19 protein-coding genes and 1 other annotated feature are annotated in these 24,446 nt (G+C 44.2%); of the genes, 12 read left to right on the forward strand and 7 right to left on the reverse strand.

The window, feature by feature from the left end; genetic code table 11:
* Positions 1–69: 69 nt before the first annotated feature.
* The 4 genes from hcp (at position 70) to KO531_RS00395 (ending at position 4,815) form a co-directional block, all read left to right on the forward strand.
* A complete protein-coding gene (hcp, locus tag KO531_RS00380) occupies positions 70–1,734 on the forward strand; it encodes a hydroxylamine reductase (RefSeq protein WP_113940658.1) in 1,665 nt (554 codons plus the stop codon).
* A gap of 74 nt (positions 1,735–1,808) precedes the next feature.
* A complete protein-coding gene (locus KO531_RS00385; RefSeq protein ID WP_173246109.1) occupies positions 1,809–2,984 on the forward strand; it encodes a hybrid-cluster NAD(P)-dependent oxidoreductase in 1,176 nt (391 codons plus the stop codon).
* A gap of 156 nt (positions 2,985–3,140) precedes the next feature.
* Positions 3,141–3,476 (forward strand): hypothetical protein, encoded by a 336-nt coding sequence (locus KO531_RS00390; protein ID WP_219250090.1) that lies wholly within the window; start codon positions 3,141–3,143, stop codon positions 3,474–3,476.
* A gap of 43 nt (positions 3,477–3,519) precedes the next feature.
* Positions 3,520–4,815 (forward strand): sodium:proton antiporter, encoded by a 1,296-nt coding sequence (locus KO531_RS00395; RefSeq protein WP_173246106.1) that lies wholly within the window; start codon positions 3,520–3,522, stop codon positions 4,813–4,815.
* Between the two features lie 174 nt (positions 4,816–4,989).
* On the opposite strand, the gene KO531_RS00400 is transcribed toward KO531_RS00395, so the two are convergent.
* Positions 4,990–6,984: a chorismate mutase gene (locus KO531_RS00400; protein ID WP_219250091.1), complete on the reverse strand. Its 1,995-nt coding sequence runs from the start codon at positions 6,982–6,984 to the stop codon at positions 4,990–4,992.
* 41 nt (positions 6,985–7,025) lie between these two features.
* Positions 7,026–7,142, reverse strand: a sequence feature (Phe leader region).
* Between the two features lie 1,610 nt (positions 7,143–8,752).
* A complete protein-coding gene (gene raiA / locus KO531_RS00405; protein WP_028760802.1) occupies positions 8,753–9,109 on the reverse strand; it encodes a ribosome-associated translation inhibitor RaiA in 357 nt (118 codons plus the stop codon).
* 299 nt (positions 9,110–9,408) lie between these two features.
* Here raiA and KO531_RS00410 point away from each other — a divergent pair, with 299 nt between their 5' ends.
* A complete protein-coding gene (locus KO531_RS00410; protein ID WP_219250092.1) occupies positions 9,409–10,101 on the forward strand; it encodes a cytochrome b/b6 domain-containing protein in 693 nt (230 codons plus the stop codon).
* Between the two features lie 73 nt (positions 10,102–10,174).
* On the opposite strand, the gene KO531_RS00415 is transcribed toward KO531_RS00410, so the two are convergent.
* Positions 10,175–10,624, reverse strand: coding sequence for a cytochrome c (locus tag KO531_RS00415; RefSeq protein ID WP_219250093.1), 450 nt, complete (start codon positions 10,622–10,624; stop codon positions 10,175–10,177).
* Between the two features lie 190 nt (positions 10,625–10,814).
* Here KO531_RS00415 and trpR point away from each other — a divergent pair, with 190 nt between their 5' ends.
* Positions 10,815–11,090, forward strand: a complete 276-nt coding sequence (gene trpR / locus KO531_RS00420) for a trp operon repressor (protein WP_028760799.1) — start codon at positions 10,815–10,817, stop codon at positions 11,088–11,090.
* 56 nt (positions 11,091–11,146) lie between these two features.
* On the opposite strand, the gene KO531_RS00425 is transcribed toward trpR, so the two are convergent.
* Both KO531_RS00425 and slyD read right to left on the reverse strand, forming a co-directional pair.
* Positions 11,147–11,518: a hypothetical protein gene (locus KO531_RS00425; RefSeq protein WP_028760798.1), complete on the reverse strand. Its 372-nt coding sequence runs from the start codon at positions 11,516–11,518 to the stop codon at positions 11,147–11,149.
* Between the two features lie 236 nt (positions 11,519–11,754).
* Positions 11,755–12,414: a peptidylprolyl isomerase gene (gene slyD, locus KO531_RS00430; protein WP_219250094.1), complete on the reverse strand. Its 660-nt coding sequence runs from the start codon at positions 12,412–12,414 to the stop codon at positions 11,755–11,757.
* 641 nt (positions 12,415–13,055) lie between these two features.
* Between slyD and thrA the strand changes: the two genes are divergently transcribed.
* From thrA to KO531_RS00460, 6 genes are all read left to right on the forward strand, one after another.
* On the forward strand, positions 13,056–15,524 hold the full coding sequence (gene thrA, locus KO531_RS00435; protein ID WP_219250095.1) for a bifunctional aspartate kinase/homoserine dehydrogenase I: 2,469 nt from the start codon (positions 13,056–13,058) through the stop codon (positions 15,522–15,524).
* On the forward strand, positions 15,521–16,483 hold the full coding sequence (gene thrB / locus KO531_RS00440; RefSeq protein ID WP_219250096.1) for a homoserine kinase: 963 nt from the start codon (positions 15,521–15,523) through the stop codon (positions 16,481–16,483). Before thrA ends, thrB begins: the two co-directional genes overlap by 4 nt.
* A 70-nt stretch (positions 16,484–16,553) precedes the next feature.
* Positions 16,554–17,837 (forward strand): threonine synthase, encoded by a 1,284-nt coding sequence (thrC, locus tag KO531_RS00445; protein WP_219250097.1) that lies wholly within the window; start codon positions 16,554–16,556, stop codon positions 17,835–17,837.
* 284 nt (positions 17,838–18,121) lie between these two features.
* Complete coding sequence (locus KO531_RS00450; protein WP_113940650.1) at positions 18,122–18,415, forward strand: hypothetical protein; 294 nt, start codon at positions 18,122–18,124, stop codon at positions 18,413–18,415.
* A 281-nt stretch (positions 18,416–18,696) separates the two neighbouring features.
* Positions 18,697–19,554: a transporter substrate-binding domain-containing protein gene (locus tag KO531_RS00455; RefSeq protein WP_219250098.1), complete on the forward strand. Its 858-nt coding sequence runs from the start codon at positions 18,697–18,699 to the stop codon at positions 19,552–19,554.
* Between the two features lie 345 nt (positions 19,555–19,899).
* A complete protein-coding gene (locus KO531_RS00460) occupies positions 19,900–23,184 on the forward strand; it encodes a S41 family peptidase (protein WP_219250099.1) in 3,285 nt (1,094 codons plus the stop codon).
* Between the two features lie 106 nt (positions 23,185–23,290).
* Here the strand turns inward: KO531_RS00460 and KO531_RS00465 are convergent, their stop codons facing one another.
* On the reverse strand, positions 23,291–23,743 hold the full coding sequence (locus KO531_RS00465; RefSeq protein WP_251068796.1) for a hypothetical protein: 453 nt from the start codon (positions 23,741–23,743) through the stop codon (positions 23,291–23,293).
* 211 nt (positions 23,744–23,954) lie between these two features.
* Positions 23,955–24,392: an OsmC family protein gene (locus KO531_RS00470; RefSeq protein ID WP_131523019.1), complete on the reverse strand. Its 438-nt coding sequence runs from the start codon at positions 24,390–24,392 to the stop codon at positions 23,955–23,957.
* Positions 24,393–24,446 lie beyond the last annotated feature (54 nt).

The raw sequence follows: 24,446 nt of genomic DNA on the forward strand, positions 1-24,446 counted from the left end.
TGGCACGTTTAGGTAGACTAGTTTTAAACATGTAAAAATAAAGCATGAATTTAAATTAGGAGTCTATCCATGTTCTGTATTCAGTGTGAGCAAACCATTCGTACACCCGCTGGCAATGGTTGTAGTTATTCCCAAGGTATGTGTGGCAAGTTGGCGGCAACGTCCGATCTGCAAGACTTGCTGATTTACATGCTACAAGGCGTGTCTGTATATGCGGTTAAAGCTCGCGAGCTGGGCATTATCGATGCTGAAATTGATAGTTTTGTGCCTAAAGCCTTTTTCGCGACCCTCACCAACGTCAACTTCGATGATGAGCGCATTATGGCCTATACCCAGCAGGCGGCTAAGTATCGTGCTCAGTTAAAAGCTTCTTACGAAGCGGCTTGTGAACAAGCCGGTATTGCTGCTGAGCAAGTGCCGCAAGTCGCTCAGTTAGTGCTGGGGACCAGTAAGATTGAAATGCTAGCGCAGGCGCCGATTGCACTGCTGAATAAAGATAAGCATGAAGTTCATGAAGACATCATGGGATTGAGGTTATTGTGTTTATATGGCCTTAAGGGTGCGGCTGCTTATATGGAGCATGCTCGCGTGTTGGGTCAGACTGATGCTGATGTGGCAGGGCGCTTCCATGAAATCATGTCTTTCTTAGGTGAGCCGAGTGTTGATGGCGATAAGCTGTTTACTACTGCTATGGACATAGGTCAGTTGAACTACCGCATAATGGCAATGCTGGATGCGGGGGAAACTCAAGCCTTTGGTCATCCTGAGCCAACTGTGGTCAACACTAAGTCAGTTAAGGGCAAAGCCATACTAGTCTCTGGCCATGACATGAAGGATTTAGAGCTTATTCTCGAGCAGACTGTAGGCAAGGGTATCAATGTGTTTACCCACGGTGAAATGCTTCCTGCACTAGCGTATCCAGCCTTTAAAAAATATGCACATCTTGTCGGAAATTACGGCAGTGCTTGGCAGAATCAACAGCAAGAATTTGCCAATTTCCCTGGCGCTGTAGTGATGACATCTAACTGTATTATCGATCCAAATGTGGGTAGTTATAGTGATCGTATCTTTACTCGCAGCATAGTGGGCTGGCCTGGTGTGGTGCATATCGAAGGAGATGATTTCTCGGCTGTCATTGATAAAGCGTTAGCCTTAGAAGGCTTTATCTATGATGAAATCCCACACACTATCACTATTGGTTTTGCCCGCAATGCCTTGATGGCCGCAGCGCCCGCCGTGGTTGAAAATGTGAAAAGTGGTGCGATTAAGCATTTCTTCCTTGTTGGCGGTTGCGATGGCGACAAAGCCGACAGAAGCTACTTCACTGAACTTGCTAAATCCACACCTAAGGATTCAATAATCCTGACGCTAGGCTGTGGTAAGTACAAATTCAATAAGCTCGAATTTGGTGACATTAACGGTATTCCACGTTTGCTCGATGTGGGCCAATGTAACGATGCCTATTCAGCGATTCAGTTGGCGATTGCATTAGCTGAAGTGTTTGAATGTGATATCAATGAATTACCTCTGAGCTTAGTGCTTTCTTGGTTTGAGCAAAAAGCCATTGTAGTACTGCTGACGCTGTTGTCACTTGGCGTTAAAAATATTCGAACAGGCCCGACGCCACCTGCGTTCCTGACGGCCAATTTAGCCAAAATTTTAGAAGATAAGTTTGGCTTGCGTAATACCACGACAGTCGAAGCCGATTTAAAAAATATGTTAAACGTGGCTTAAATCAACCAAGAATTGTTGCTGAACTGCGGTTTTGGCTTGTTTACTGAGGCCGCAGTGTTTTGTGGGTAAATGCTATGAACATGAGTGTGATAGCGGGAGCGCGGGCATTATCGGTTTCGCCCCATAAACCCGGAAGTGTTAATCAATTAGTGTGCGTCGAACGCTGGAATGAAACCTCGGATGTCGTGAGTTTTCGTTTTCAAGCGGGCGAGCCGATGAAGTTTGACTATAAACCCGGTCAGTTTATGACCTTTGTGCTTGAGATTAATGGCGAGCAAGTGTGCCGCAGTTATACCTTGTCATCATCGCCATCTAGGCCCTATTCCTTGATGGTGACGATTAAGCGTGTTGCGGGTGGACTCGTATCTAATTATCTTATCGACAATCTATTACTCGGCCAGAGTGTGCGAGTGCTACCGCCCGCGGGGCAATTTAATCTGTTTGATATTGCTCGGCTAAGCCATAAACAGCCAGAGACTGAAAAGTTAGATGCTAATCTGTTAGCTATAACGGCGCAGAAATACCTTTTTTTGAGTGCTGGTTGCGGTATTACCCCCATGTACTCTATGTTGCGTTATCTGACTGATACGCAAATTGATGCCGATATTGCCTTTGTGCACAGTGCGCGATCAGAGAATGATATTATTTTTAAGTCATCATTGGCGACTATGGCCAACCGTTTTAATGCATTTAAGCTCAGATACGTACTTGAGACTGTCACTGAAACACTGGGGTGTTCACCAAAGATAGCATTCGATTTCGGGCGGTTAAGTGCACAGATGCTACAAACCTTAGTACCTGATTTTGCAGAGCGTACTATCTACCTTTGTGGGCCAGAACCTTATATGCAAGCGGTAAAAACCTTATTAGTCGAACTCAATTTTGATATGAGTCGGTTATACCATGAGAGTTTTGCCACGGCCGAGAAAGTTGCTCGCAGTCAGCTTATGCAAGCAAACTCGTCAGATGGAACGAGTGAAAACACACCAGAAGTGGCTTTCGCCTTGTCTATTGGCGATCGAAGCACGACGCTAAATCAAGGGCAAAGTCTGCTGGAGGGAATTGAGGCCGAAGGTTTGCCGATTATTGCGGCCTGTCGTTCGGGCGTTTGCGGCGCGTGTAAGTGTCAAGTCTTGGAGGGAGAAACGGTATCGACAAGCATGATGACACTGACTGCTGCAGAAATTGAGGCCGGTTTTGTACTCGCTTGCTCCACAACATTAGCATCCGACGTGATACTTAAACTTTAACGTGCTGCTAATTAGCGTCATTTACTTGTGACTTATTTTTAAATGGATGGAAATATTTCTAATCCTTAGTTGCGCTTATCTCAGTGAGAACGTAAGGTTAATGACAAGGGCGTATGATGTTTGCGCCCAGTCTATTAGTCTGGCTGGAGTCTCTCAATGACAATGACAACCACTTATGCCGCAAAAATTGAAGACCGTACTGTGGGACATTTGTTGTACGCCTTGATGTCGGGTTTTCCCTTATTATTACTTCCTGTGCTGCTAAGTTTGTTCATTAATCTTTCCCAACGCCAATTCCATGGTAATCCATTATTGGCGTCGCATTTGCGTTGGCAACGGCATTCTAATCTCGCCTTTCTTGGCTTGCTAGTGCTCGGCTATTGCGTTCCACTGACTTGGCTCAGTCTTTCGATTTATCTCTTTGGGATCATTTGGTTTTGCCACAGGATCATTAAAGGGTGGTTAAGTCTATTGGATGGTTTAGAAATCTAAACTTGTGCTAGAGTCTCTAAATTGATGATTTTTAGAGGCTCTTATGTCCAGCTACCAAATTCTGTGTGTCCTCTGCGCGTTGGCGCTAGTGACTTCGGTTATCTCCTCTCGCGTCCATAAACTGCAGGAAACTGTGGCAATTACTGCTATTGCCCTAGGAATGAGTTTGTTGTTGCTCCTTGGGGGGAAGGCTTTAGGTGGGGACGTTTATGTTTATTTTGTCTCTGGCTTAGAGAAACTCGATTTTCAAGCTTTACTGCTCAATGGCATGCTTGGTTTTTTACTCTTTGCCGGCGCATTACAAATCCGCTTAAAAATACTGAGGCATCAAAAGTGGGAGATCCTAATCCTTGCTTTTATAAGCACCTTATTGTCGACATTTATTATAGGTGGGCTGTTATTTTGGTTCGCGCCTATGCTGGGTCTCCCGCTACAATTCAGCCACTGCTTACTGTTCGGCGCCTTGATTTCGCCCACCGATCCTATCGCTGTTTTGGCTATTTTAAAGAAAATGGGTGCGCCGGAAGATATTGCTATTCAAGTAGAAGGTGAATCTTTATTTAACGATGGCATAGGGTTAGTGATTTTTGTGGCAATATCGCAATTGGCTTTCTCCACCGAGCCACTGACGTTTATCCATATCTCTGAGTTATTTATTCGTGAGGCGGTAGGTGGGGTTATTTACGGTAGCGTGCTTGGTTTTCTGCTGCATCATTTTTTCCGCTACTGCGAGGAAGAAACGCAATTAATGCTGGTTACCCTGCTGATCCCAACCGCGGGATATGTCATGGCGGATGTGCTTGGTGTTTCAGGTCCTTTAGCTATGGTGAGTGCGGGGATCATCATAGGAAATTTCAGTGTGCCTAAGTTTTTTGCTCGCAACGAGCGAGTGAAACTATTTACTTTTTGGTCGCTGATTGAATCCTTCTTTAATGCCTTACTCTTCCTATTGCTTGGTTTATTACTTTTGTTAGTCACTTTCAAAGCGCCATTATGGTGGTTTATGTTTGTGGCTATACCAATAGTCTTGTTGGCGCGTGCAATGAGTGTGTTATTACCTTATTTAGGCTTTCGATTGTTTAAGTCATACAACCCCTATGCAGAGACGATTTTGATTTGGGGTGGCTTAAGGGGAGGATTAGCCCTCGCTATGGCGATGAGTTTGCCAGAGGGTATCGTCATAGATGCTATTGGTGGTGTGGAGCTGCGGGAGTTGTTGTTAGTGATGACCTATGCCGTCGTCGTATTTTCGATTCTAGTGCAGGGCTCTACTATGACAGGGCTTATCCGTAGGAGTAATGCCGTTACTGAACCATCGAGTGCTGTTGGCTCTTCTTAAAATGCATAAAGGCTCACTGCGCTGCAATACTAAACAATATTAAGCCTGCTAGTCATCACACTGGCTAGCAAGCTTGTCTGAGTCAATTAGGGATAAAAGATGTCTTATTTATCCCTTAACACACTTCGAACTAACCACATTTCACTTTAAATTAAATCAATCAAGATCAAAGCTTTAGTTCGCCCGATATAATTCCCGTACCACAGCGCTTATTAAGTTAAGCGACTCATGGTCATCATGGCTAGCTAGTGGACAATTGAGTATCAATCCATCCACTTTAAGCTGTTTAATACCTTGTGTTTGAACCAATAGGGCATCATCTGATACGGCATAACTTGGGTTGATCAAAATCGGCAAATGGCTCGTGGCTTTAATCTGGATCAGACTCGCTAAATCGAGTGAAGGTAGATTGGCGTTATTTAAGGTTCTAATGCCTGAGTCACACAGAACCAGTTGCTGATTGCCTTGGCTTAAAATGACTTCTGTTGCCGTGAGTAATTCTTCAAAACTTGCCATATCGTTACGCTCAAGTATTAAAGGTACCGGTAGGGTTCCTACTTGAGTCAGTAAAGTTTGGTTAAACATCTGCTTGCCTGCGAGGAATAACATATCGGCGTGCTGGACTGCTAATGGCATATCAGCTTCTTGCGCTATGGCAATAATGCACACTAGGCCATATTGATGCAGGATTTGGCGTAGTTTAGCGAGAGTAACTTCTGCCATAGTCAGTTGATTAACAGAGCTGAGCAAAACGGCTTGGAATCCCGCTTCTTTAAGCTGCTTCACTTGTTGCTCGAAAGCCGATAATGCTAAATGTGAAATGTCATTATTCAGTGTGATTTGGGCTATGGCACAGACATGCCCTGCACCGATTGTCATTGCGCCGCAGTTGATTTCACTGGCTTGCTCTTTATAGGCTTTGCTATATCGAACTGGACTGGCATTAGCACCATTTTCGCTGATGACTTGATCCTTAGAGGTGCTGGGCTCAATCAGTAGCTGGCTGTTGCTCAGCTGTGTGGGCTTGACTGTTTCACAAGGATAACAGCCTAATACTTTGATAAAACGGGTGATCCGCTCTAGTTGCTTTAAACCTGCCAGCATAGATTCACTGGAGATATTTGCGTCGATATCTAAATAGAACATTTCTTCCCAAGGTGTTCCTGGAATCGGGCGTGACTCTAATTTGCTCATGTTTAACTGATGCGCTTTTAGAACCAGTAAGGCTTCCACTAAAGCACCGGCTTTTTGGCCTGTTGCCATGATCAATGTAGTCTTAGCGGGTAACTGCTCTGGTACGGCAACGGCTTTGCGAGCAACAACGATAAAGCGACTTTGGTTGATCTTCTGATTAGCTAAATCTGCTTCTATGGACTCAAGTTGATAGAGTGCACCACCTTCGGCGCTGCCAATCGCTGCTGCACTGTTATCTGGACTTTGGTTTACCTTTTCCATTGCTTCTGCGCTGCTTGAGCAGTATTCCAGTCTCAAGTCTTTGTGTTGAGTTAAATATCTGCTGCATTGGCTAATAGGCTGAGGGTGGGCATAGACAGTTTTGATCTCAGCTAATTTACTGCCAGCTTTTCCTAGTAGGCAATGGCTGACTTCAATCGTCGTTTCGCCAACAATCGACAGACTGGTGTGCTGTAGCACGTCGTAGACTTCGTTGATTGAACCTGAAGATGTGTTCTCAATCGGCAGGAAACCATAATCAGCATGTCCAGACTCAACGGCTTGCACTATTTCATCGAAACTTTGGCAACCTAAGTCCAGCATTTCAACTTGGCGACGTTGGCAATAGCGTGTAGCTGCGAGATAAGAGTATGAACCTCTAGCACCGAGGTAAGCGATACAATACTGTTGTTTTTGTGTCTCTGGATTGGCGCGGCCGTGAAGGTAAGCTTGTTGATTTAATACTGAATCTTCAATGATGCTCTGGTAAAGGGAGATAACATAGTGGGCATCTAATCCTTTCTCTCTGCCTTCTTTCACGAGTCGAGCGAGCAGTTCTTTTTCCCTTTGAGTATCTCTGATGGGTCTGACATCTACTTCTTTGCTACGGGCTACTTCTAAACTTAAGCGACGGCGCTCAGCGAGTAATGCCAGCAGTTCATTATCCAGATGGGTGATCTGCTCTCGGGTTTGATTTAAAGGCTGTGGTGTATGCATTCTGACCTCAATTGCCGCCATGTATTTTATCAATCGTTTAAGACAAAAAAGCCTCCCAGTTGGGAGGCTTTGGATTTTTACTTTCGTTTTTACACAGTAAATCCGCCTCCTAGAGTGGGGGTGTAAAAAAGAAAGTAAAAAAAGCTGCTGTTATCATTTTCATGGTCTTAAAACTAAAGGGCTAGGGCTTAGCTGTCAATCAAAACTTTCTTAAAGGTAATCTAAAAAAAGCGCACCCGAGGGTGCGCTGGTTTGGTTCAAGTATGTATATATGGTCAAGCGAGTTTATCCTCCTTATGGTCAGTGTGGGACAAGGTAACACATTCGTTTATCTTACATTTACGTGTAACAGTAAAACGTTGACAACTCACTAGATAACGACTTGCATTTACAATGAACATTAACAAGTACTTTATGCAGCATAGCGTATAACCTTGAAACTATGCAGTTTGCAGTACCAGCGAACTTATGTTGACATGTCTTGCACTTATATTTTAACAATTAACACTTGCATGGAGCTATAACATTAAAAACTAACACTAACAAAACGAACATTTAAAAATAAACGATTTACGGCTCATTGGTTGTACTAGGTACATTTTGCTGTAAGAACAGCTTAGCCTTGTCACGCGTTTAGGTCTTGCTACTTACATTATTACCATTATTGTTTTTTACTTTAAAACCTAACATGTTAATACATTGAGCGTATAAAAAGCTCTCATTTACTGTTATTACAATTTTCGTCAAGTCTAGATTTCCTCCTTTTTAGTTGATAAGTAAACATTATTTAAGGTGCCTATAAATATCAAAACTCAACTAATGGTAAACGTTAACACATTACATAAATAAACATTTATACGATTTGCAGTTTTTACTATAAAAATAACACTAAGTAAACTAATGAATTTTAATGAAACCAACGTATTGCACTTACATTAAACACTTACATTAAATCACACGCTAAAAACGCTAACTAACATATCAGTGTAAATATGACTCTCTTCATATAACTAATCTACATCTAACTAAACGTGACAGTTGTTACCTCATTTATCTCAGTGTTTAGCACGTATTGGTGCTGAACCGTTTTACAATAAACGCTTTTATTCATGTAGCTTTTTTTAATGTGACTTTTGTTTATGTTTACCTGAACCTCCATTGTGGATATAAAAAATTTGATAGTTAAAGGTTTTGCTAATGTACTCGGCTCCTTATGTTAACTCTGGTATTCAGCAATGCCGCCTGTTTCTGGTGGTCATCCTGATATTGGGTCAAAATTGAGTACTGCTTTTAGTGAATGCCAACATACTTGATTGTTTCTAAAATCAAATTGTTCGCTCTTGTGTTGCCTCCTTTCCAAACTTGCTATTGAAAGTGGAACCTAGTTGAAAATAAAAGTTGAACTTTTAAACGTAGAAATTATAAGTAAAATTAATCATTAACAGTAAACCTTAGTACTTAAAACTATATAGCTTAGATTAGTAGTGCTCCTTAGTTATATCCAGTAACGTTACTTAGAACTTAAGATCTGTTAATCAATATTTGTAAATCAAAATTTAAAGTAAATCAACATTTGAAACGATTTAAATCCGCACCACTTCGATTCTTGCTGTCACTTTGTAAAGTGTAGTAGGTATTTAGTCAAAAGAACTGTTTTTTTCATCATTAAAATGATTGCACTAAGCTTTTGTAAAAACTGTGATCTGATTAAATATTTCTACTTTATTGCTCTCAAAGTGATGCGTTTCTCGCACTCACCAGATTTAAATTATGCCGCATCTTCCTCCTCATACTCGTCGTCAATTTCAATAACATTATTAGTCGGTGTTAGTGATGTGGAGCGTTGAGCTTCAGGTTTGTGTGTTATGCGATTGAGCTGCTTCTCTAATTTTTGGCCCATAGCGTTAATCGCAGTATATAAATTTTCATGTTTTGCTTGAGCGAAGAGTTCTCCATTTGGGATGCCAACCGATGCTTCAATTTTGAAACCAGGTTTCTCCTCCGTAATGATTACATGGGGATTTATCATTTGCACATCATGCCTTGAAAGTTTTTCAAAACGGCTTTCAATACGTTCGCGAATAGGAGATGTGACTTCAAGTTGCTTGCTAGTAATCTTTAGCATATTTCGAACCTTCTGTTGTTTCCTTGGATTTCAGATTACCAAGGTTCGCACTATAAAACGAGATGTAGATCACGTTTTTATGTCCATTAGATACTGTTCGTTGGATATTTGATCACTTAGACAAATATCAATAATTCTTGGCCCAAAAGCCTTGTATTGCCAGCTAAATGGGGTCATATTCGATGGGATAACTCCGCAGTCTTTGCCCTTATTTACTTATATTTACTTTAAGTTTCATCCCGAATCCCGATAAAATACCTCTACTTATTCCATTCGGTCACTTTGAGTTTGCCCATTTTATGAATACTGAACATGTTAAAATTAAGGTCTGGGATTTACCCACGCGAATTTTCCATTGGGGCATGGTGTGTCTGTTGGCACTTTTATGGTGGAGTGCCGATGCGGGCGAAATGCAGTGGCATCAAATTTTTGCTTATAGTTTGCTGATCCTTATTGGATTTAGGATCCTCTGGGGGCTCATTGGTAGCGATACGGCAAGGTTTAGCCACTTTGTTCATCACCCCAAAGTTGTACTCGATTACTTGAGATCGATTCGAACTAAAGGGATGTCTGTGGTACTTGGACACAATCCTATCGGTGGCTATATGGTCATCGCGTTGATTGGGATCATTAGCCTTCAATTAGTAACAGGCCTTTTTGCGACCGATGATATTTTTACCGAAGGTCCGCTATATAGCTATGTCAGTTCAGATACCAGTGGTTTTTTGACTTGGTTACACAAAACGAACTTTAACCTTATTCTCTTGCTGAGTGTCATTCATGTACTGGCTGTGATTATTCATGCCATGAAAGGGGATAAGTTAGTTGGTGCTATGATCAGTGGTTACAAGAAAGTCTCGAAGGTTGCTTTTTCATCAAGTGCGAAGAGCGAGCTTCGATTCAAGTCTGAGTGGCTTGCTTTAGTGCTGTTCACAGTATGCGCGGCAGTGGTATTTGGCTATTTAATGTGGCCAATAGTGCAAGTTCTGTAGATTTATACTCAGTTTGGGAACATCAAAAAGCCTGCTATTTAGCAGGCTTTTTGATGGGAAAAACAACGTCAAATTAATCTTTCTTATAAATGTCGTGACAACTTTTACAGCTTTTTCCTGTGTCCATAAAGGCTTGTTTGATTTCAGCTTGATTACCTTTTTGAGCTACAGTAGCCAGAATGGCAGCATTCTCTTGGAAGGTTTTCATTTTTGCATCAAAATCAGCTCTGTCTTGCCAAACTTTGGCTAGGGCTTCGGTATCACCTTTGTCTGAGCCATCAATAAAACCTTCGAAAGGAAGTTTGGATAATGCAGCAACATTCGTTGCGCGCATTGCGAAGGTTTCTGCTTCGAAAGGTTTTTTACCTTTCATCATGGCAGCCATATCGCCGAAGTTATAAGCAATAAGACCAAATGCAGATTGGCGGTATTCAATTGCATCTTTAGAGTCTTCGAAATTGTGTGCTTGTGCAGTTGAAGCCAATAAGGTACTGGCAACGAGAGTAAGTAGTAATTTTTTCATCGTATTCTCACAAATTAGCGTCGAAGTGTGACATTGCACGCCTATTGTACACAAATTAACTTGATGTACTAGAAGCAATTTTGTCAGTTTTTGTCTGGATAAGACGGCTAAACGTAACAATTTATTTGTAAGTAGGCTAAATCTGTTAGACTGCTAATGTAATGCTTGAACAGTACTTATGAGGGTGATTATGCGAGCTAACTGGGATCTAGTATTAGAAAAAATTTTGAGCCACAGCAATTATGAAGATCTTTCTGTGTTGTTTCATTTACTGTTAACCGAAGAAGAACGTAGTGCCGTTGCCGGACGTTTGAAGGTCTTTCAATTGCTGCTAGACGGGGAAATGAGTCAAAGGCATATCGCTGCGGAATATGAAGTCAGTATTGCAACGATTACACGTTGTTCTAATTATTTGAAGAATATGTCTTCTGAGCATAGGGCGAAAGTTCAAAAATTAATTGGTTAGTGTTTACCTGGATACAACTCTTGTGATGCTCTTATTGTGGTGAATAGAACTAAGCCTTAAGGCGTGATGGGAAGCTTATGACGACGATAGAGGGAACGACGAACCAGAATGTATAAGCCGTAGCTGAGTAAACAGATAGCCAGAATTGGGTAAAGATCCTTGGGAAGGAATTTAAAGATAGCCAGCGCTGCTAAGAGATAGATAAAAGGTAGGAAGTTATAAATTATCTCGGGAAGATAACCCGATTTACGCCGCTTAGCCGAGTCTGTTCGACGGTTTTGAGAACGCATAACGTAGATCCTCGCACCTAATACAAATACCACAGTTGCCGCTATCAAGGCATAGTTGATGTCGAGTGCAATAAAACTCGAACTACCGAGCGCCATGTAGCCAAAAGGCAAAATTTCGTAAAGGGGTTTGGTTAACATAAGCACTCCGTCGCTTAACTTAGGTTGATATCAATATCTAATTGAACTATTCATATAAAATTTGAATACTTCAATTTACCAGTTAGTTATTTATCTATTACGAATATTATAAACGCTTGTGTATAAAAAATGCACGACCTTAAATTAAGGGCGTGCATTTTAAAAGGTTAAACAATGGCAGTTTAATCACTTACGGATAAACAACTTCTCGTTTAACTTCTGGTATCAGGCTTTGTTTAGCCGCGGCAACCACAGCCGCCATTACCGTCACAGCCTGTTTTAGGTGTGTCGCAGGCTTCGTGTTCTTCATGGTGGTGTTCATGATCGTGGTCTGAACCACCACCACAACAGCCGCCCGCTTCTTGTTTGCCTGAACCGCCACAGCATCCACCGCCGTGGTCGTGATCATGTCCATGGCTTCCACAACCGCCTTGGGCATGAATGTGGCCATGAGCGATTTCTTCGGCTGAGGCTTCACGAACGTCAACGATTTCGACGCTGAAATTGAGCGATTGGCCCGCTAAAGGATGGTTGCCATCGACGATAACCACATCGTCTTTCACTTCCATGACTTGAACTGGGCGCTGACCCATTTCAGTTTCAGCGATGAAGCGCATACCTGGGACGATATCTTCGATATCACCAAAGGCTTCTAATGGCACTGCTTGACGTAGGCCATCGTGATAAGGGCCATAGGCTTCTTCGGCACTAATAGTGACATCGAGTTTTTCGCCTTTGCTTTTACCATCTAATGCGGCTTCTAAACCTGGGATCAGGTTTTCAGTGCCGTGTAGATATAGCATAGGTTCAGAGTCGAAAGAGTCTTCTAATAGTCTGCCTTCTTGATCTGATAAACGGTAATGAATGGTTACCGCGCTGTGTTGAGTGATCTTCATATCGCCTCCAATTCGTAATGTGCGCGCATAATAACGTGCTTTTTTAGTGCTGGCGATAATTTGAAGTGGCTTATGTTAGATATCGCACAGGTTTTTTTTAGGCAAATTTGTCGGTGCTTTACGGTAGAAAGGATGAGTAATGTGTTTTTTGCTCGTTAGCCTGTTAATTTAGCCTGAGTGATGAGGTAGAACAAATAACGCATTATTTTAAAATGCATTATAAATAATCAGATGTAAAACAAGTGATTATCTAATGTTTTTCGTACCGTATTACGTTGACGTCAACAGTTATCTGTTGCGTAAATCGCATTTTCACCCCTAGAAAACTTCATATTAACGAATCTTGATGCAGTATTTTATCGAGCGTTAATATTTGCCTATAAATAATCCATTTTAGGGGTTGACAAGCGCGGGTAAAAAAAGCAATTCTGTTTATCAAGAAATTAACATGGATTAGCCCAAACACATGCATAGCCTAGGTTTCGTAGTAACTACCATTATTACAACCACCACTACAACAACAGTGGGGGCGGGCTGATACACCCTAAAGAATTTTAACGATGAGCCCGCTTCCCACAAAGAAGCGGGCTTTTTTGTTTCTAGCTCTTATTTCTAAGTCGGGCGCGGTACAGGAGAACAAGATGAAAGTAATGAAATTTGGTGGTACCTCGCTTGCAAATTGGCAGCGATTCTCGATGGCGGCGGATATCGTTGCTAAGTCATCTAAGCTTGAACCCATAGCCACTGTGCTATCGGCCCCGGCGACTGTGACAAATGCGTTAATAGAAATGGTTGATGTAGCCGTTAAAGGTGAAGATTATTCGTCTGTGCTGCAGCATGTTGAGCGGGTATTTACCTCGCTATACCAAGATGCTGTTACTTCAATGTTGTCGAGTGAGCAGAGTGAACAGCTCTTTTCTGGATTTAATGCGCAGCTGGTGATTTGGCAGGATAGATTACGTGGCATTAGCTTACTGCAAGAGTGTCCCGATGGCATACGTGCTGAAATCGTGGTGGCAGGTGAGCGTTTATCTGCAGCCTTGATGGAACAAGTGATGCTATCTAAGGGGATCACGTCTGCTCAACTCGATCCGCGTGCCTTGTTTCTGGGTCGTGGTCGGCCGTTAGAATCCGTGGTAGATATCGCTGTGAGTAAGCCAAGGTTTCGTGCGTTGGCATTAGGTGAAAAGCGTGTATGGGTAATGCCGGGATTCACCGCCGCCGATGAACAGGGCAAAGTGGTGACGTTAGGCCGTAATGGTTCTGACTATTCTGCTGCCGTGCTCGCCGCCTGTTTAGATGCGTCAAGTTGTGAAATCTGGACCGATGTTGACGGCGTTTATAATACTGATCCCCGTGTGGTTGCCGACGCTAAGCTGTTGTCACAACTCAGCTATCAAGAGGCGATGGAACTCTCCTATTTTGGCGCTAAAGTGCTGCATCCTAAGACGATTGCGCCCATAGCTCAGTTCCATATTCCCTGTTATATCAAAAATAGTTTTAACCCCGATGCGCCCGGCACTCTGGTATCAAACCAAGCCGATGAAACGGGCTTACAGGTTAAAGCTATCTCCAATTTAGATAACCAGACCATGTTCGATATATCAGGCCCAGGCATGAAAGGCATGGTTGGCATGGCAAGCCGTACTCTCGCGGCGATTTCCCGCAGCGGCGTGTCTGTGTCTTTAATCACCCAAAGCTCCTCTGAATACAGTATTAGCTTCTGTGTGGCGACGTCTGACTCGGCCAAAGTGAAATGGGCCTTAGAGCAAGAGTTTGAATTAGAAATAAAAAGTGACTTGCTTGAACCTATTGCTATGCGTCATGAGCTGGCAATTGTGTCTTTGATTGGTGATGGCATGCGCACCCACAAAGGCGTGGCAGCGCGTTTCTTCCAAGCGTTAGCGCAGGCGAGCGTGAACATTATCGCCATTGCCCAAGGATCATCCGAGCGGTCGATTTCGACTGTGATCGAGCAGCGTAAGACTAAGCATGCGGTGGCGGCTTGTCATCAAGGCTTTTTCGATGTGCAGCAGTATTTAGATGTGTTTTTAGTGGGTTGCGGCAATGTAGGGGCAGGCCTGCTCGAGCAGATAAAACAACAGTCTGCCATGCTCAAAGAGCAGCACATCAGTATCCGTGTTTGCGGCATAGTGAATTCGAACAAGATGTTACTCGACAGTGCGGGCATCGATTTAAGCAACTGGTCTAGTTTGCTTTCCGATAGTCAGCAAGCCTGTGATATTCCAGCGTTACTTGCATGGGTGAAAGAGCAACAATTGCTTAATCCTGTGCTGGTGGATTGCACCTCGAGCGAGCAAGTATCGGATCTGTATTTGGATGTGATGAACTCAGGTTTGCATGTGGTCACGCCGAACAAAAAGTCGAACACTCGCGATTATGCTTATTACCAAGCACTGCGCCAAACGGCATTAAAACAGCGTCGCCAATTCTTATACGAAACCACAGTTGGTGCGGGTTTACCTGTGATCGACAACCTGAAAAAACTGTTATTTGCGGGTGATAAACTGCATAAGTTTAACGGTATTTTATCGGGCTCTTTATCCTTTATCTTCGGTATGCTCGATGAAGGTATGACGCTTTCCGAGGCGACTGGTCTTGCGCGGGAAAAATGTTTTACTGAGCCCGATCCCCGTGATGATTTGAGTGGTATGGATGTGGCGCGTAAAGTGCTCATTCTTGCCCGTGAAGTGGGACTAAAGTTAGAGCTCAGTGATGTGCAGGTTGAATCTGTATTGCCAGCCGAGTTTGATGATTCAGGTGATGTTGAAAGCTTTATGGCACGATTACCGCAAGTTGATGTCGCAATTGCCGCAAAAGTGGCGCAGGCCAAAGCCCAAGGTAAAGTGCTGCGTTATGTTGGGCAAATTGAGGATGGTGTGTGCCGTGTGCGTATCGCCGAAGTGGATACACAGGATCCGCTTTATAGCGTTAAAGGCGGTGAAAATGCCTTAGCGTTCTATAGCCGCTATTATCAGCCCATTCCCTTTGTGCTACGCGGCTATGGCGCAGGGACTGAAGTGACCGCTGCTGGTGCCTTTGCCGATGTATTAAGAACCTTGAATTGGACTCGTGAGGTGAGTGTATGAGTTTGACCGTTTACGCTCCAGCCTCTATGGGTAACGTAGGAGTCGGATTTGATTTACTTGGCGCTGCTTTGGCGCCGATTGATGGCAGTTTACTGGGCGATAGAGTGACTATCGCCGCGGCAGCGTCGGGTGTGAGTCTGATACAGACCGGCGCTTGGGCCCATAAACTACCTGATAATCCGCAAGACAATATTGTGTACCAATGTGCCGAATTCTTCTTAACAGCCATGAGTAAGGAGTTTTTAACTGCGCAGGGTAAAGCAGATGGAGGCGTAGCGCTGACACTGGAAAAGAACCTGCCCGTCGGCAGTGGTTTAGGTTCGAGTGCAAGCTCTGTCGTGGCGGCGTTATATGCCCTGAATGAACATTTTGATAGACCCTATAACGAGCAAGCACTGCTTGAACTGATGGGCGAGTTTGAAGGGAAGATCAGCGGTAGTGTGCACTATGACAATGTTGCCCCCTGTTATTTGGGCGGCATGCAATTGATGCTCAATGTGCCGGGCACAGTTTGCGAAGCGATACCGAGTTTTAAAGAATGGTATTGGGTTGTGGCCTATCCAGGGATTTCACTTTCAACGGCAATGATGCGCAAACTCATGCCGGATCAATATGATAAAAGTGTCACTATCGATTTTGGCCGTTATTTAAGCGCTTTTGTTCATGCGTCATACCAGCAGAATGCCAAGCTTGCGATCAGCGTATTAAAGGATGTGTTAGCCGAGCCCTATCGCGCCGCCGCGATTCCGGGTTACGGCAAGGCCAGAGCCGCTTTAGCCGATTTAGGCATGTTGACTACGGGGATTTCGGGCAGCGGCCCAACGCTGTTTTCGATTACCGATGATTTAGCCACGGCAAATACCGCTAAAGCCTGGTTAGAACAGCATTATCTCACCGAGGTGGGTGGCTTTGCCCACGTGTGTCGCCTCGATGAGCAAGGTACGCGTAGAGTCGATTAATAGTTAATTTAGCTAAGACTAAGTACCCCAAATTAGCATTTAAGGTTTAGCATCAAAAGGTTGAGTGAGCATGGAACTATATAATTTAAAATACCCTTCGCAGAAAGTGAGCTTTAAAGAAGCGGTACAACTGGGGTTAGGTAAAGACAGAGGTTTGTTCTTTCCTAGTCAAATACCCGTACTAGACGATATTGAAGGGCTGCTGGCGTTGCCATTCGTTGAGCGCAGTAAAAAAGTACTCGGCGCATGGCTTGCCTCTGAGTTAGGCCAAGATGCGGTCGATGAATTAGTTGAGCGTGCCTTTAACTTTGATTTACCTTTGGTTGCCGTCGATGAGCAGCGCGCTTGCCTCGAATTATTCCACGGTCCAACACTGGCGTTTAAAGATTTTGGGGCGCGTTTTATGGCGCAATGCGTTAATGCCTTTGTGGGTGACACGCGTTTAACCATTTTAACCGCGACCTCGGGCGACACTGGCGCCGCGGTTGCCGATGCTTTTTATGGGCTTGAGAAAGTCAATGTGGTGGTGCTCTATCCTAAGGGCAAGATCAGTGAACTACAGGAAAAGATGTTCACGACTTTGGGCAAGAATATCCATACAGTTGCCGTCTCGTCCGATTTCGATGCCTGCCAAGATCTGGTTAAGCGCGCCTTTGATGATCCCGAAGTCCGCGATGGGTTGAGCTTAAACTCGGCAAATTCTATCAACATCAGCCGCTTACTAGCGCAAATTTGCTATTACTTTGAAGCGGTTGCCCAGTCTAAACAACGCCATGAAGCCGATCCTGTGATTTCAGTGCCAAGTGGTAACTTTGGCAACCTCACCGCAGGTTTATTCGCTAAAGCGATGGGATTACCAGTTAAACGCTTTATTGCCGCGACCAATGCCAACGATACAGTGCCGCGTTATTTAGACAATGGCCAATGGCAGCCCAATCCGACTCAAGCGACTATGTCCAATGCCATGGATGTGAGTGAACCCAGTAACTGGCCGCGTGTGGAAGCCATTTGTGAGAAATTAGCTTGGCCACTGAGTAGCTTAGTGGGTATTCGTTTATCGGAGGAACAAACGTCACAGGCACTGGCCGAATTACACGCTCAAGGTTATGTGTCTGAGCCCCACGCGGCGATTGCGGCTAAGGCCTTATCTTTAACTTTAGTGCCCGATGAAGTGGGCATATTCTTGGGGACGGCGCATCCCGCTAAATTTAAGGATGTTGTGGATAGAGAATTAACGCTTAACTTACCCTTGCCGCCTGAGCTTGAAGCTGTTGCGAGTAAGCCCATCTTATCCGCGGAATTAGCGGCAGATTTTGCTGCATTAAAAGTGCATTTATTCAAAATATTAGCTTAAGGGCTTTAGCCCTACTGATGTCTGCCTAGCAGTGGAATAACATGGCGTAAAAGCAGGAAGGGAGCTTGGCTCCCTTTTTTTACAAGTGTGAGTTTTATGGTGGGGAATTGATGAGCTTGTGTTACCAGCGAACATAAAACAACCCTTAGTTAACTACATGATATTTAATTAATATTTGTAACTTTCTGTATTATCCTTGGTTTCTTATATGTGACATTGTTCACAATTTTATCGGTTGCAATTAGTTATGTTCACCCGCGTGTTTAATCTGTGGGTTAATTGATTTGTCTAAATTTTTTCTGTTAAGTACATGTTTTTGCGTTTTAATATCTGGATGTGCGACCAAGCAGCATGAACTATATCGTCGCATTAACGTGGCCTACGATTTTGAAGTCACCCACTGCGATAGTTTTGCTTTAGTCACTGGGGTGAGCCGCCATGAAAACCAGCTTGATGAAGCTAAAGAGTCCGCCACGGCTCAGGGTGAGGAATTGGGGGGAACACACATAGTTTGGTTACAAGTCGATATGGGGGATCCCACTAAAGTTGTTGCTATTATTTATAAGTGTCTGATTTAAATTTATAAAACTTTATTTTATCTCCTGCGTTCAGGCTTAGCCTTTATTGCAGTATAGTGAGTCGTTTAGATCTCACTCTTGGCTGTTGTGCTTTTTTGTTATTATTCCTCGCCCTTTTTTAGGCTAATTGACTGTGATCTCGTCGGTGTTTATGGCGCGCTATCTAAGTGACAACTACGCTTACTGAGGTAGAACCCCCTCGCGGAAGTCTGACGCTGAATCGTTATACTTCATCTTAATCAAGAGAGGATCATCAACTTAAGAGGCAAGTAACTTAGCCTATGCCATGGTTTAAATACGTTCCTGTCTTATTTATGCTTTTTTTAGTCTTGCCCGCTGTAAGTGCGTCGCAGGTCAATAGCCCTTTACCTTGTAAGAACACGATTAAAGTCGGTTACAACGATTGGCCTCCCTATGCTTGGCAAGATCCTCAAGGAGAAGCCCAAGGCTTAGATGTGGATCTGATGCGGGCATTTGCAGTGTATCTTGGTTGTGAAGTTCATTTTATTAATGTGCCCGCTAAGCGCTCGCATCAGATGTTGCGAGCAGGACAGTTAGATGTGTTGATGGGAGCGACTATGACGGATGAACGTCAAAACTATGCTCTTTTTTCAACCTATTACCGGGATGAAGAGCTGCGCTTATTTGTACTCGATGAGCAAAAAGATCAGATTAATATCGATAAATGGGAGGACATTTTTACCAAAAAATTGCGTCTACTTGTCCCTTCTAGCGGTTGGTATGGTGCAGATTATCAAGAATCTCAATATCGATTAGAGCAGGAGCACTTGTTAGTATTAAGTCCCGACTCAGATAAGTCTGTGCAAATGCTTATCTACGGTAGAGGAGATATGATCGTCGGAGATACCTTAGCCATGCCCTATATTGCCAGCCAGCATCAACGCATCAAGCTAGTGCCACTTAAGTTAGTGTTAGATCAAAACCATATTCATTTAATGTTCAGTAAAGCGAGTATCAAGACAAGTCAGTTAGAGCAGTTTAATCATGCGATTAAGGCATTGATGGATAACGGTGAAATTGCACGAGTGATCAATAAATGGCAACAAATGACACTGGCGAAACAGTCTAATATGAGCCGCCTAAACAGTCCGCTAAAGACGCTGTATGTCAGCCCTTAACATTAGCCCTTCACGTTAGCCACTCATGTCCGACTCTGGTATATTTTTATCCTAGTGCAATATGGTAACGCTATGATCTTTGATGTTTTCCTCTAATGAATCCTGTCTTTTATTCAGTTGCTCCTCCGCGATTTAAGATGTGACACATTTGCTAAAACTTCTCTGACTCGAAGTTACTGAACTCTCTATCAAATTCTGCTAGCTTGTTGGGCTCAATTGTCATGCTTTGGACTTGATTGTGGTTTTTACAAAAGCCCATGGCAAGAATTTCTTCGCTAAATCTGCTAGCAAAATCTCGTAGTAAAGAGTCTATTGCTAAAAATAACAATAGGATAGAGGTCATACATGAAACTTCGCCATTCTGTCGCCTGCTGTATGCTTGCCCTAGGCACATTAACAGCGTTCCAAACCATCGCTGCCGATGCGGTGAGCAATCATGGGTATTACCGTGCGCCCGCGTTGCACGATCAAACCTTAGTCTTTACTGCAGAAGGGGATTTATGGACTCAGACCTTAGGTCAAAAAGCGGCTACTCGCTTAACGAGTTTACCTGCGGAAGAGCTAGGGGCGACTATTTCGGCCGACGGTAAGTGGGTTGCTTATGTTGCCAACTATGAAGGCGCGAGCGAAGTGTATGTGATCCCCATTACGGGCGGTGTTGCTAAACGGGTGACTTTTGAGAATAGCCGTGTACGAGTTCAGGGCTGGACTGCCATAGGCGAGATTTTATATTCCACCGACACGGGCTTTGGTCCTGCTAATAATTGGATGCTGCGCAGCGTCGATCCTCAAACCCTCACCACCACAGATTTACCCTTAGCCGATGCAGTTGAAGGTGTGATTGATGATCGCAACGAATACGTGTACTTCACCCGCTTTGGTCTGCAAGTGACTGGCGATAATGCCAAAGTGTACCGTGGCGGCGCAAAAGGTGAATTATGGCGCTTTAAACTCGGCAGCAAAACCGAAGCACAGTTGCTCAGCGGCCAACACGACGGCTCAGTGCGCCAACCTATGCTATGGCAGGACAGACTCTATTTTATTAGCGACAGCGATGGCAACGACAACCTCTGGTCGAGTGCGCTCGATGGTTCAGATGCAAAACAGTTGACTCAATTTAAAGATTGGCAAGTCCGCGGTGCGCGGATGGACCAAGGCAAAGTGGTATTCCAGTTAGGTGCGGATATCCATGTGTTTGATATTGCGGCCGCTAAAGACTCGTTACTCAATATTGAACTCACTTCCGATTTTGCCGAGCGCCGTGAGCATTGGGTAAAAGATCCTATGGATTACGCTTCTTCGACTAATTTGGCCCCCGCTGGCGATAAAGTGGTGATTACCGCCCGCAGCCACGTGGCGATCGCGGGTATTGATGGCTCGCGTTTAGTTCAAGTTGCACTGCCGGGGACTTATCGCGTAAGGGAAGCTGTGTTGAGCCAAGATGGCAAGTCGGTTTATGCGATTAGCGACATGACAGGTCAGCAGGAAATTTGGCAATTCCCTGCTGATGGCAGCAGTGGCGCTAAACAGTTAACCAAAGACGGCCATACTTTAAGAATGAGTCTTAATTTGTCCAGTGACGGTCGATTTATCGCCCATGACGATAACGATGGTAACGTTTGGCTGCTCGACTTAAAGAAAAATACCAATCAAAAAATCATCACTAACGGCGAGGGACTTGGGCCTTACGCCGATATCCGCTGGTCCGGTGATAGCCGTTTTATTGCATTAACTAAGTCGGAAATCGGTAAACAAAGACCGCAAATCGTCCTGTATTCTGTGGATGAAAATAAGGCAGAGACGCTCACAAGCGACAAATACGAGTCCTATTCGCCAACCTTTAGCAGTGACGGCCAGTGGCTATATTTCCTGTCAAACCGCCAATTCAGCGCAACACCAAGTTCACCTTGGGGCGATAGAAACATGGGTCCTGTGTTTGATAAACGCAGCCAAATTTTTGCCATCGCACTGGTCAAAAATGCCAAATTCCCCTTTAGTAAACCCAATGAACTCGAATCTAATCAAGTTGAAAAAACCGATGCTAAGGATAAACCGAGTTCAGTGAAAATCGATTGGGCAGGGATCTCCCAGCGTTTATGGCAGGTGCCTGTCGATTCAGGAAATTACAGTAAGCTGCGCGTCGTCGATGATAGACTTTATTTGTTAGATCAAGCTATTGGCGACGATGTCGCTCCTAATTTAATGACCATCAAATTTGACCGATTAAGCCCCAAAGCCGAGGTTTTTGCCGAGGACATTGGCCAATATGAGGTTTCTGCCGATGGTAAAAAGCTGATGCTACGTAAGCACAGTAATGAGAAATCACTCCTGATTGTTGATGGCGGCGATAAATTAGGCGATACGGATAATGCCAAAGTGCAAACGGAACAATGGCAGTTAGCGATTTCTCCGCAGCTTGAATGGCAACAAATGTTTGAAGATGCGTGGTTGATGCACAGGGAATCCTTCTTCGACAAGAAGATGCGTGGCCTCGATTGGCAAGCGACCAAGGCTAAGTATCAGCCTTTGCTCGACCGCCTGACCGATCGTAACGAACTGAATGACATCTTCATGCAAATGATGGGTGAGTTAGATTCTTTGCACTCACAGGTGCGCGGTGGTGACATACCTCAAGATCCCGATGCGGCTAAATCGGCAAGTCTTGGCGCGCGCCTACAACAAACTGCAGATGGCGTTAAAATTGCGCACATTTACAGTAACGATCCTGAGTTACCGGCTAATGCTTCACCGTTAAATCGTATCGAAGTCGATGCTAAAGAAGGCGATATGCTGTTGGCTATTAATGGCACGCCAGTGGTGAATGTGGCCGACGTCACGCGTCTTCTGCGCAATCAACAGGATAAGCAAGTATTACTACAGCTTAAGCGTGGTAGCCAAACCCATAAAACTATCGTCATGCCCGTTAGCGCTGTGGTGGACAGTCAATTACGTTACTTAGATTGGGTGAGCCATAACGCGGCAGTGGTCGAGGATGCAAGTCAGGGCAAGATGGGGTATTTGCACTTATATGCCATGGGCGGTGGTGATATTGAAAGTTTCGCCCGTGAGTTTTATGCCAACTACGATAAAGAGGGTTTGATTATCGATGTTCGCCGTAACCGCGGTGGCAATATTGACAGTTGGATTATCGAAAAGTTACTACGCCGCGCTTGGGCGTTTTGGCAACCCACCCATGGCACGCCAAACACCAATATGCAGCAAACCTTCCGCGGTCATTTAGTGGTGTTAACCGATGAACTGACCTATTCCGACGGCGAAACCTTCTCCGCAGGGATTAAAGCACTCGGTATTGCGCCCTTAATTGGTAAGCAAACGGCAGGGGCGGGCGTGTGGTTATCTGGGCGAAATGCGTTGACTGATAAAGGGATGGCGCGGGTGGCCGAGTATCCACAGTATGCAATGGATGGCCGCTGGGTGCTTGAAGGCCATGGCGTAACGCCGGATATTGAAGTCGATAACTTACCTTTTGCTACCTTTAATGGAAAAGATGCGCAGCTTGAAACTGCAATAAGTTATTTAAAGGATGAGTTGGTTAAACAGCCAATCCCAGCCTTAAAAGTGCAACCTTTGCCTGTAAAAGGTATGGCACAGGATATTAAAGCTAAGTAATTGATATTTAAATTCAGTATTTAACCGAAATTTAAGGTATCTCGGCTAGCATGTCCGCGTACAAAGTTAGGGTGTTGTCTCTTGGTTCCCGAGACAACACCCATTTTTATGCCCATTCATTAATACTTCTATTCCCATTTTTACTTGTTTCCGCATAGGTTTGCATAGTGTTCACTTGCTGTTGTTGGGCAAGGTGATTAACTGTCATTGCTCTCGCGTCTTCGTTATGGCTTAGATAATAGGCCGTTGGCGCTGAAATCCCTTGGCTCGTTCCTGTCGCTAAATTGGTCATGTCGGCGATCACTTGATACTTCATCTTCGCGTGTTTCAATTCGACTAAGGTTTCTATGTTATCCCTCAGTGCTGGCATTTCTGCTGGTTTTTGCGCATTCGCCGCCAATTGTTTTGCATCGTTAGAAAGCGTTACTGTATCAGTTGACGCGGGTGCGCTGGTTTGAACGGCATTGTTAACTTGTGTGAATTCAGCAGTGGAGACATTTTTTTGTGGGTGACAGACGGGGAATTTCGCAGTGGTTGAATGTGCATCTTTTAACTCCAACAGATGATACCAAGCTAAGATTGGCTTCTATCGTACTGTTTAAAAGCTGGACCTGAGCTGAATAATGGTGAAAAGTTAAACTATGTGGATGGTTAGGTGGTGCGGATAATTCGATGATAGCAATGATTCAGACAGCTATTAAGTTACGGTGCGGCAATAAAAAAGCCCGCTTAAGAAAACCATCAGCGGGCCATAAAGATCTGCTCAAATCCTAAAACTTGATTTGAATATCTGTTGCTAAACTATTAGCGATAAAGCAATTTGCATGTGCTTTCTCGTGAATTTTCTCAAGGGTTTCTTGGCTGACTTCGACCCCTTCAGCAAAAATGACCTTAGGATTAAGCACCATCTTTGTCACGGCCAACTTGCCCGCATCGTTTTTACCTAGCTCTGCAGTGGCATTATCCACATAAGAGGTTACAGGTAAGCGCTTAAGATGTGCAATTGCTAGAAAGGTCAACATATGGCATGAGGATAATGCAGCCAACAGGCTTTCCTCTGGATTGACATTTTGCCCATTGCCTTTGTATTCCGGTGCCGACGAGGCTTGAATCGTCTGGCCGCTGCCAAAGGTAATACTGTGGTCTCGACAAAATTCGCCTTCTTCGGCGGGCGAGGTTTGCCAGTTAACCGTTAAGTTAAAGCCCATTATTTTCTCCTATCTGAAGGACATCAGGGCACTATAGCCTAGCGGTGCTCACTT

Source organism: Shewanella sp. NKUCC06_TVS, from assembly GCF_019345515.1.
GTDB lineage: Bacteria > Pseudomonadota > Gammaproteobacteria > Enterobacterales > Shewanellaceae > Shewanella > Shewanella oncorhynchi.

Coding starts and splice junctions, on each gene's coding strand:
- hcp (WP_113940658.1), top strand. CDS start 70: ATGTTCTGTATTCAGTGTGAGCAAACCATTCGTACACCCGCTGGCAAT.
- KO531_RS00385 (WP_173246109.1), top strand. CDS start 1,809: ATGAACATGAGTGTGATAGCGGGAGCGCGGGCATTATCGGTTTCGCCC.
- KO531_RS00390 (WP_219250090.1), top strand. CDS start 3,141: ATGACAATGACAACCACTTATGCCGCAAAAATTGAAGACCGTACTGTG.
- KO531_RS00395 (WP_173246106.1), top strand. CDS start 3,520: ATGTCCAGCTACCAAATTCTGTGTGTCCTCTGCGCGTTGGCGCTAGTG.
- KO531_RS00400 (WP_219250091.1), bottom strand. CDS start 6,984: ATGCATACACCACAGCCTTTAAATCAAACCCGAGAGCAGATCACCCAT.
- raiA (WP_028760802.1), bottom strand. CDS start 9,109: ATGCTAAAGATTACTAGCAAGCAACTTGAAGTCACATCTCCTATTCGC.
- KO531_RS00410 (WP_219250092.1), top strand. CDS start 9,409: ATGAATACTGAACATGTTAAAATTAAGGTCTGGGATTTACCCACGCGA.
- KO531_RS00415 (WP_219250093.1), bottom strand. CDS start 10,624: ATGAAAAAATTACTACTTACTCTCGTTGCCAGTACCTTATTGGCTTCA.
- trpR (WP_028760799.1), top strand. CDS start 10,815: ATGCGAGCTAACTGGGATCTAGTATTAGAAAAAATTTTGAGCCACAGC.
- KO531_RS00425 (WP_028760798.1), bottom strand. CDS start 11,518: ATGTTAACCAAACCCCTTTACGAAATTTTGCCTTTTGGCTACATGGCG.
- slyD (WP_219250094.1), bottom strand. CDS start 12,414: ATGAAGATCACTCAACACAGCGCGGTAACCATTCATTACCGTTTATCA.
- thrA (WP_219250095.1), top strand. CDS start 13,056: ATGAAAGTAATGAAATTTGGTGGTACCTCGCTTGCAAATTGGCAGCGA.
- thrB (WP_219250096.1), top strand. CDS start 15,521: ATGAGTTTGACCGTTTACGCTCCAGCCTCTATGGGTAACGTAGGAGTC.
- thrC (WP_219250097.1), top strand. CDS start 16,554: ATGGAACTATATAATTTAAAATACCCTTCGCAGAAAGTGAGCTTTAAA.
- KO531_RS00455 (WP_219250098.1), top strand. CDS start 18,697: ATGCCATGGTTTAAATACGTTCCTGTCTTATTTATGCTTTTTTTAGTC.
- KO531_RS00460 (WP_219250099.1), top strand. CDS start 19,900: ATGAAACTTCGCCATTCTGTCGCCTGCTGTATGCTTGCCCTAGGCACA.
- KO531_RS00470 (WP_131523019.1), bottom strand. CDS start 24,392: ATGGGCTTTAACTTAACGGTTAACTGGCAAACCTCGCCCGCCGAAGAA.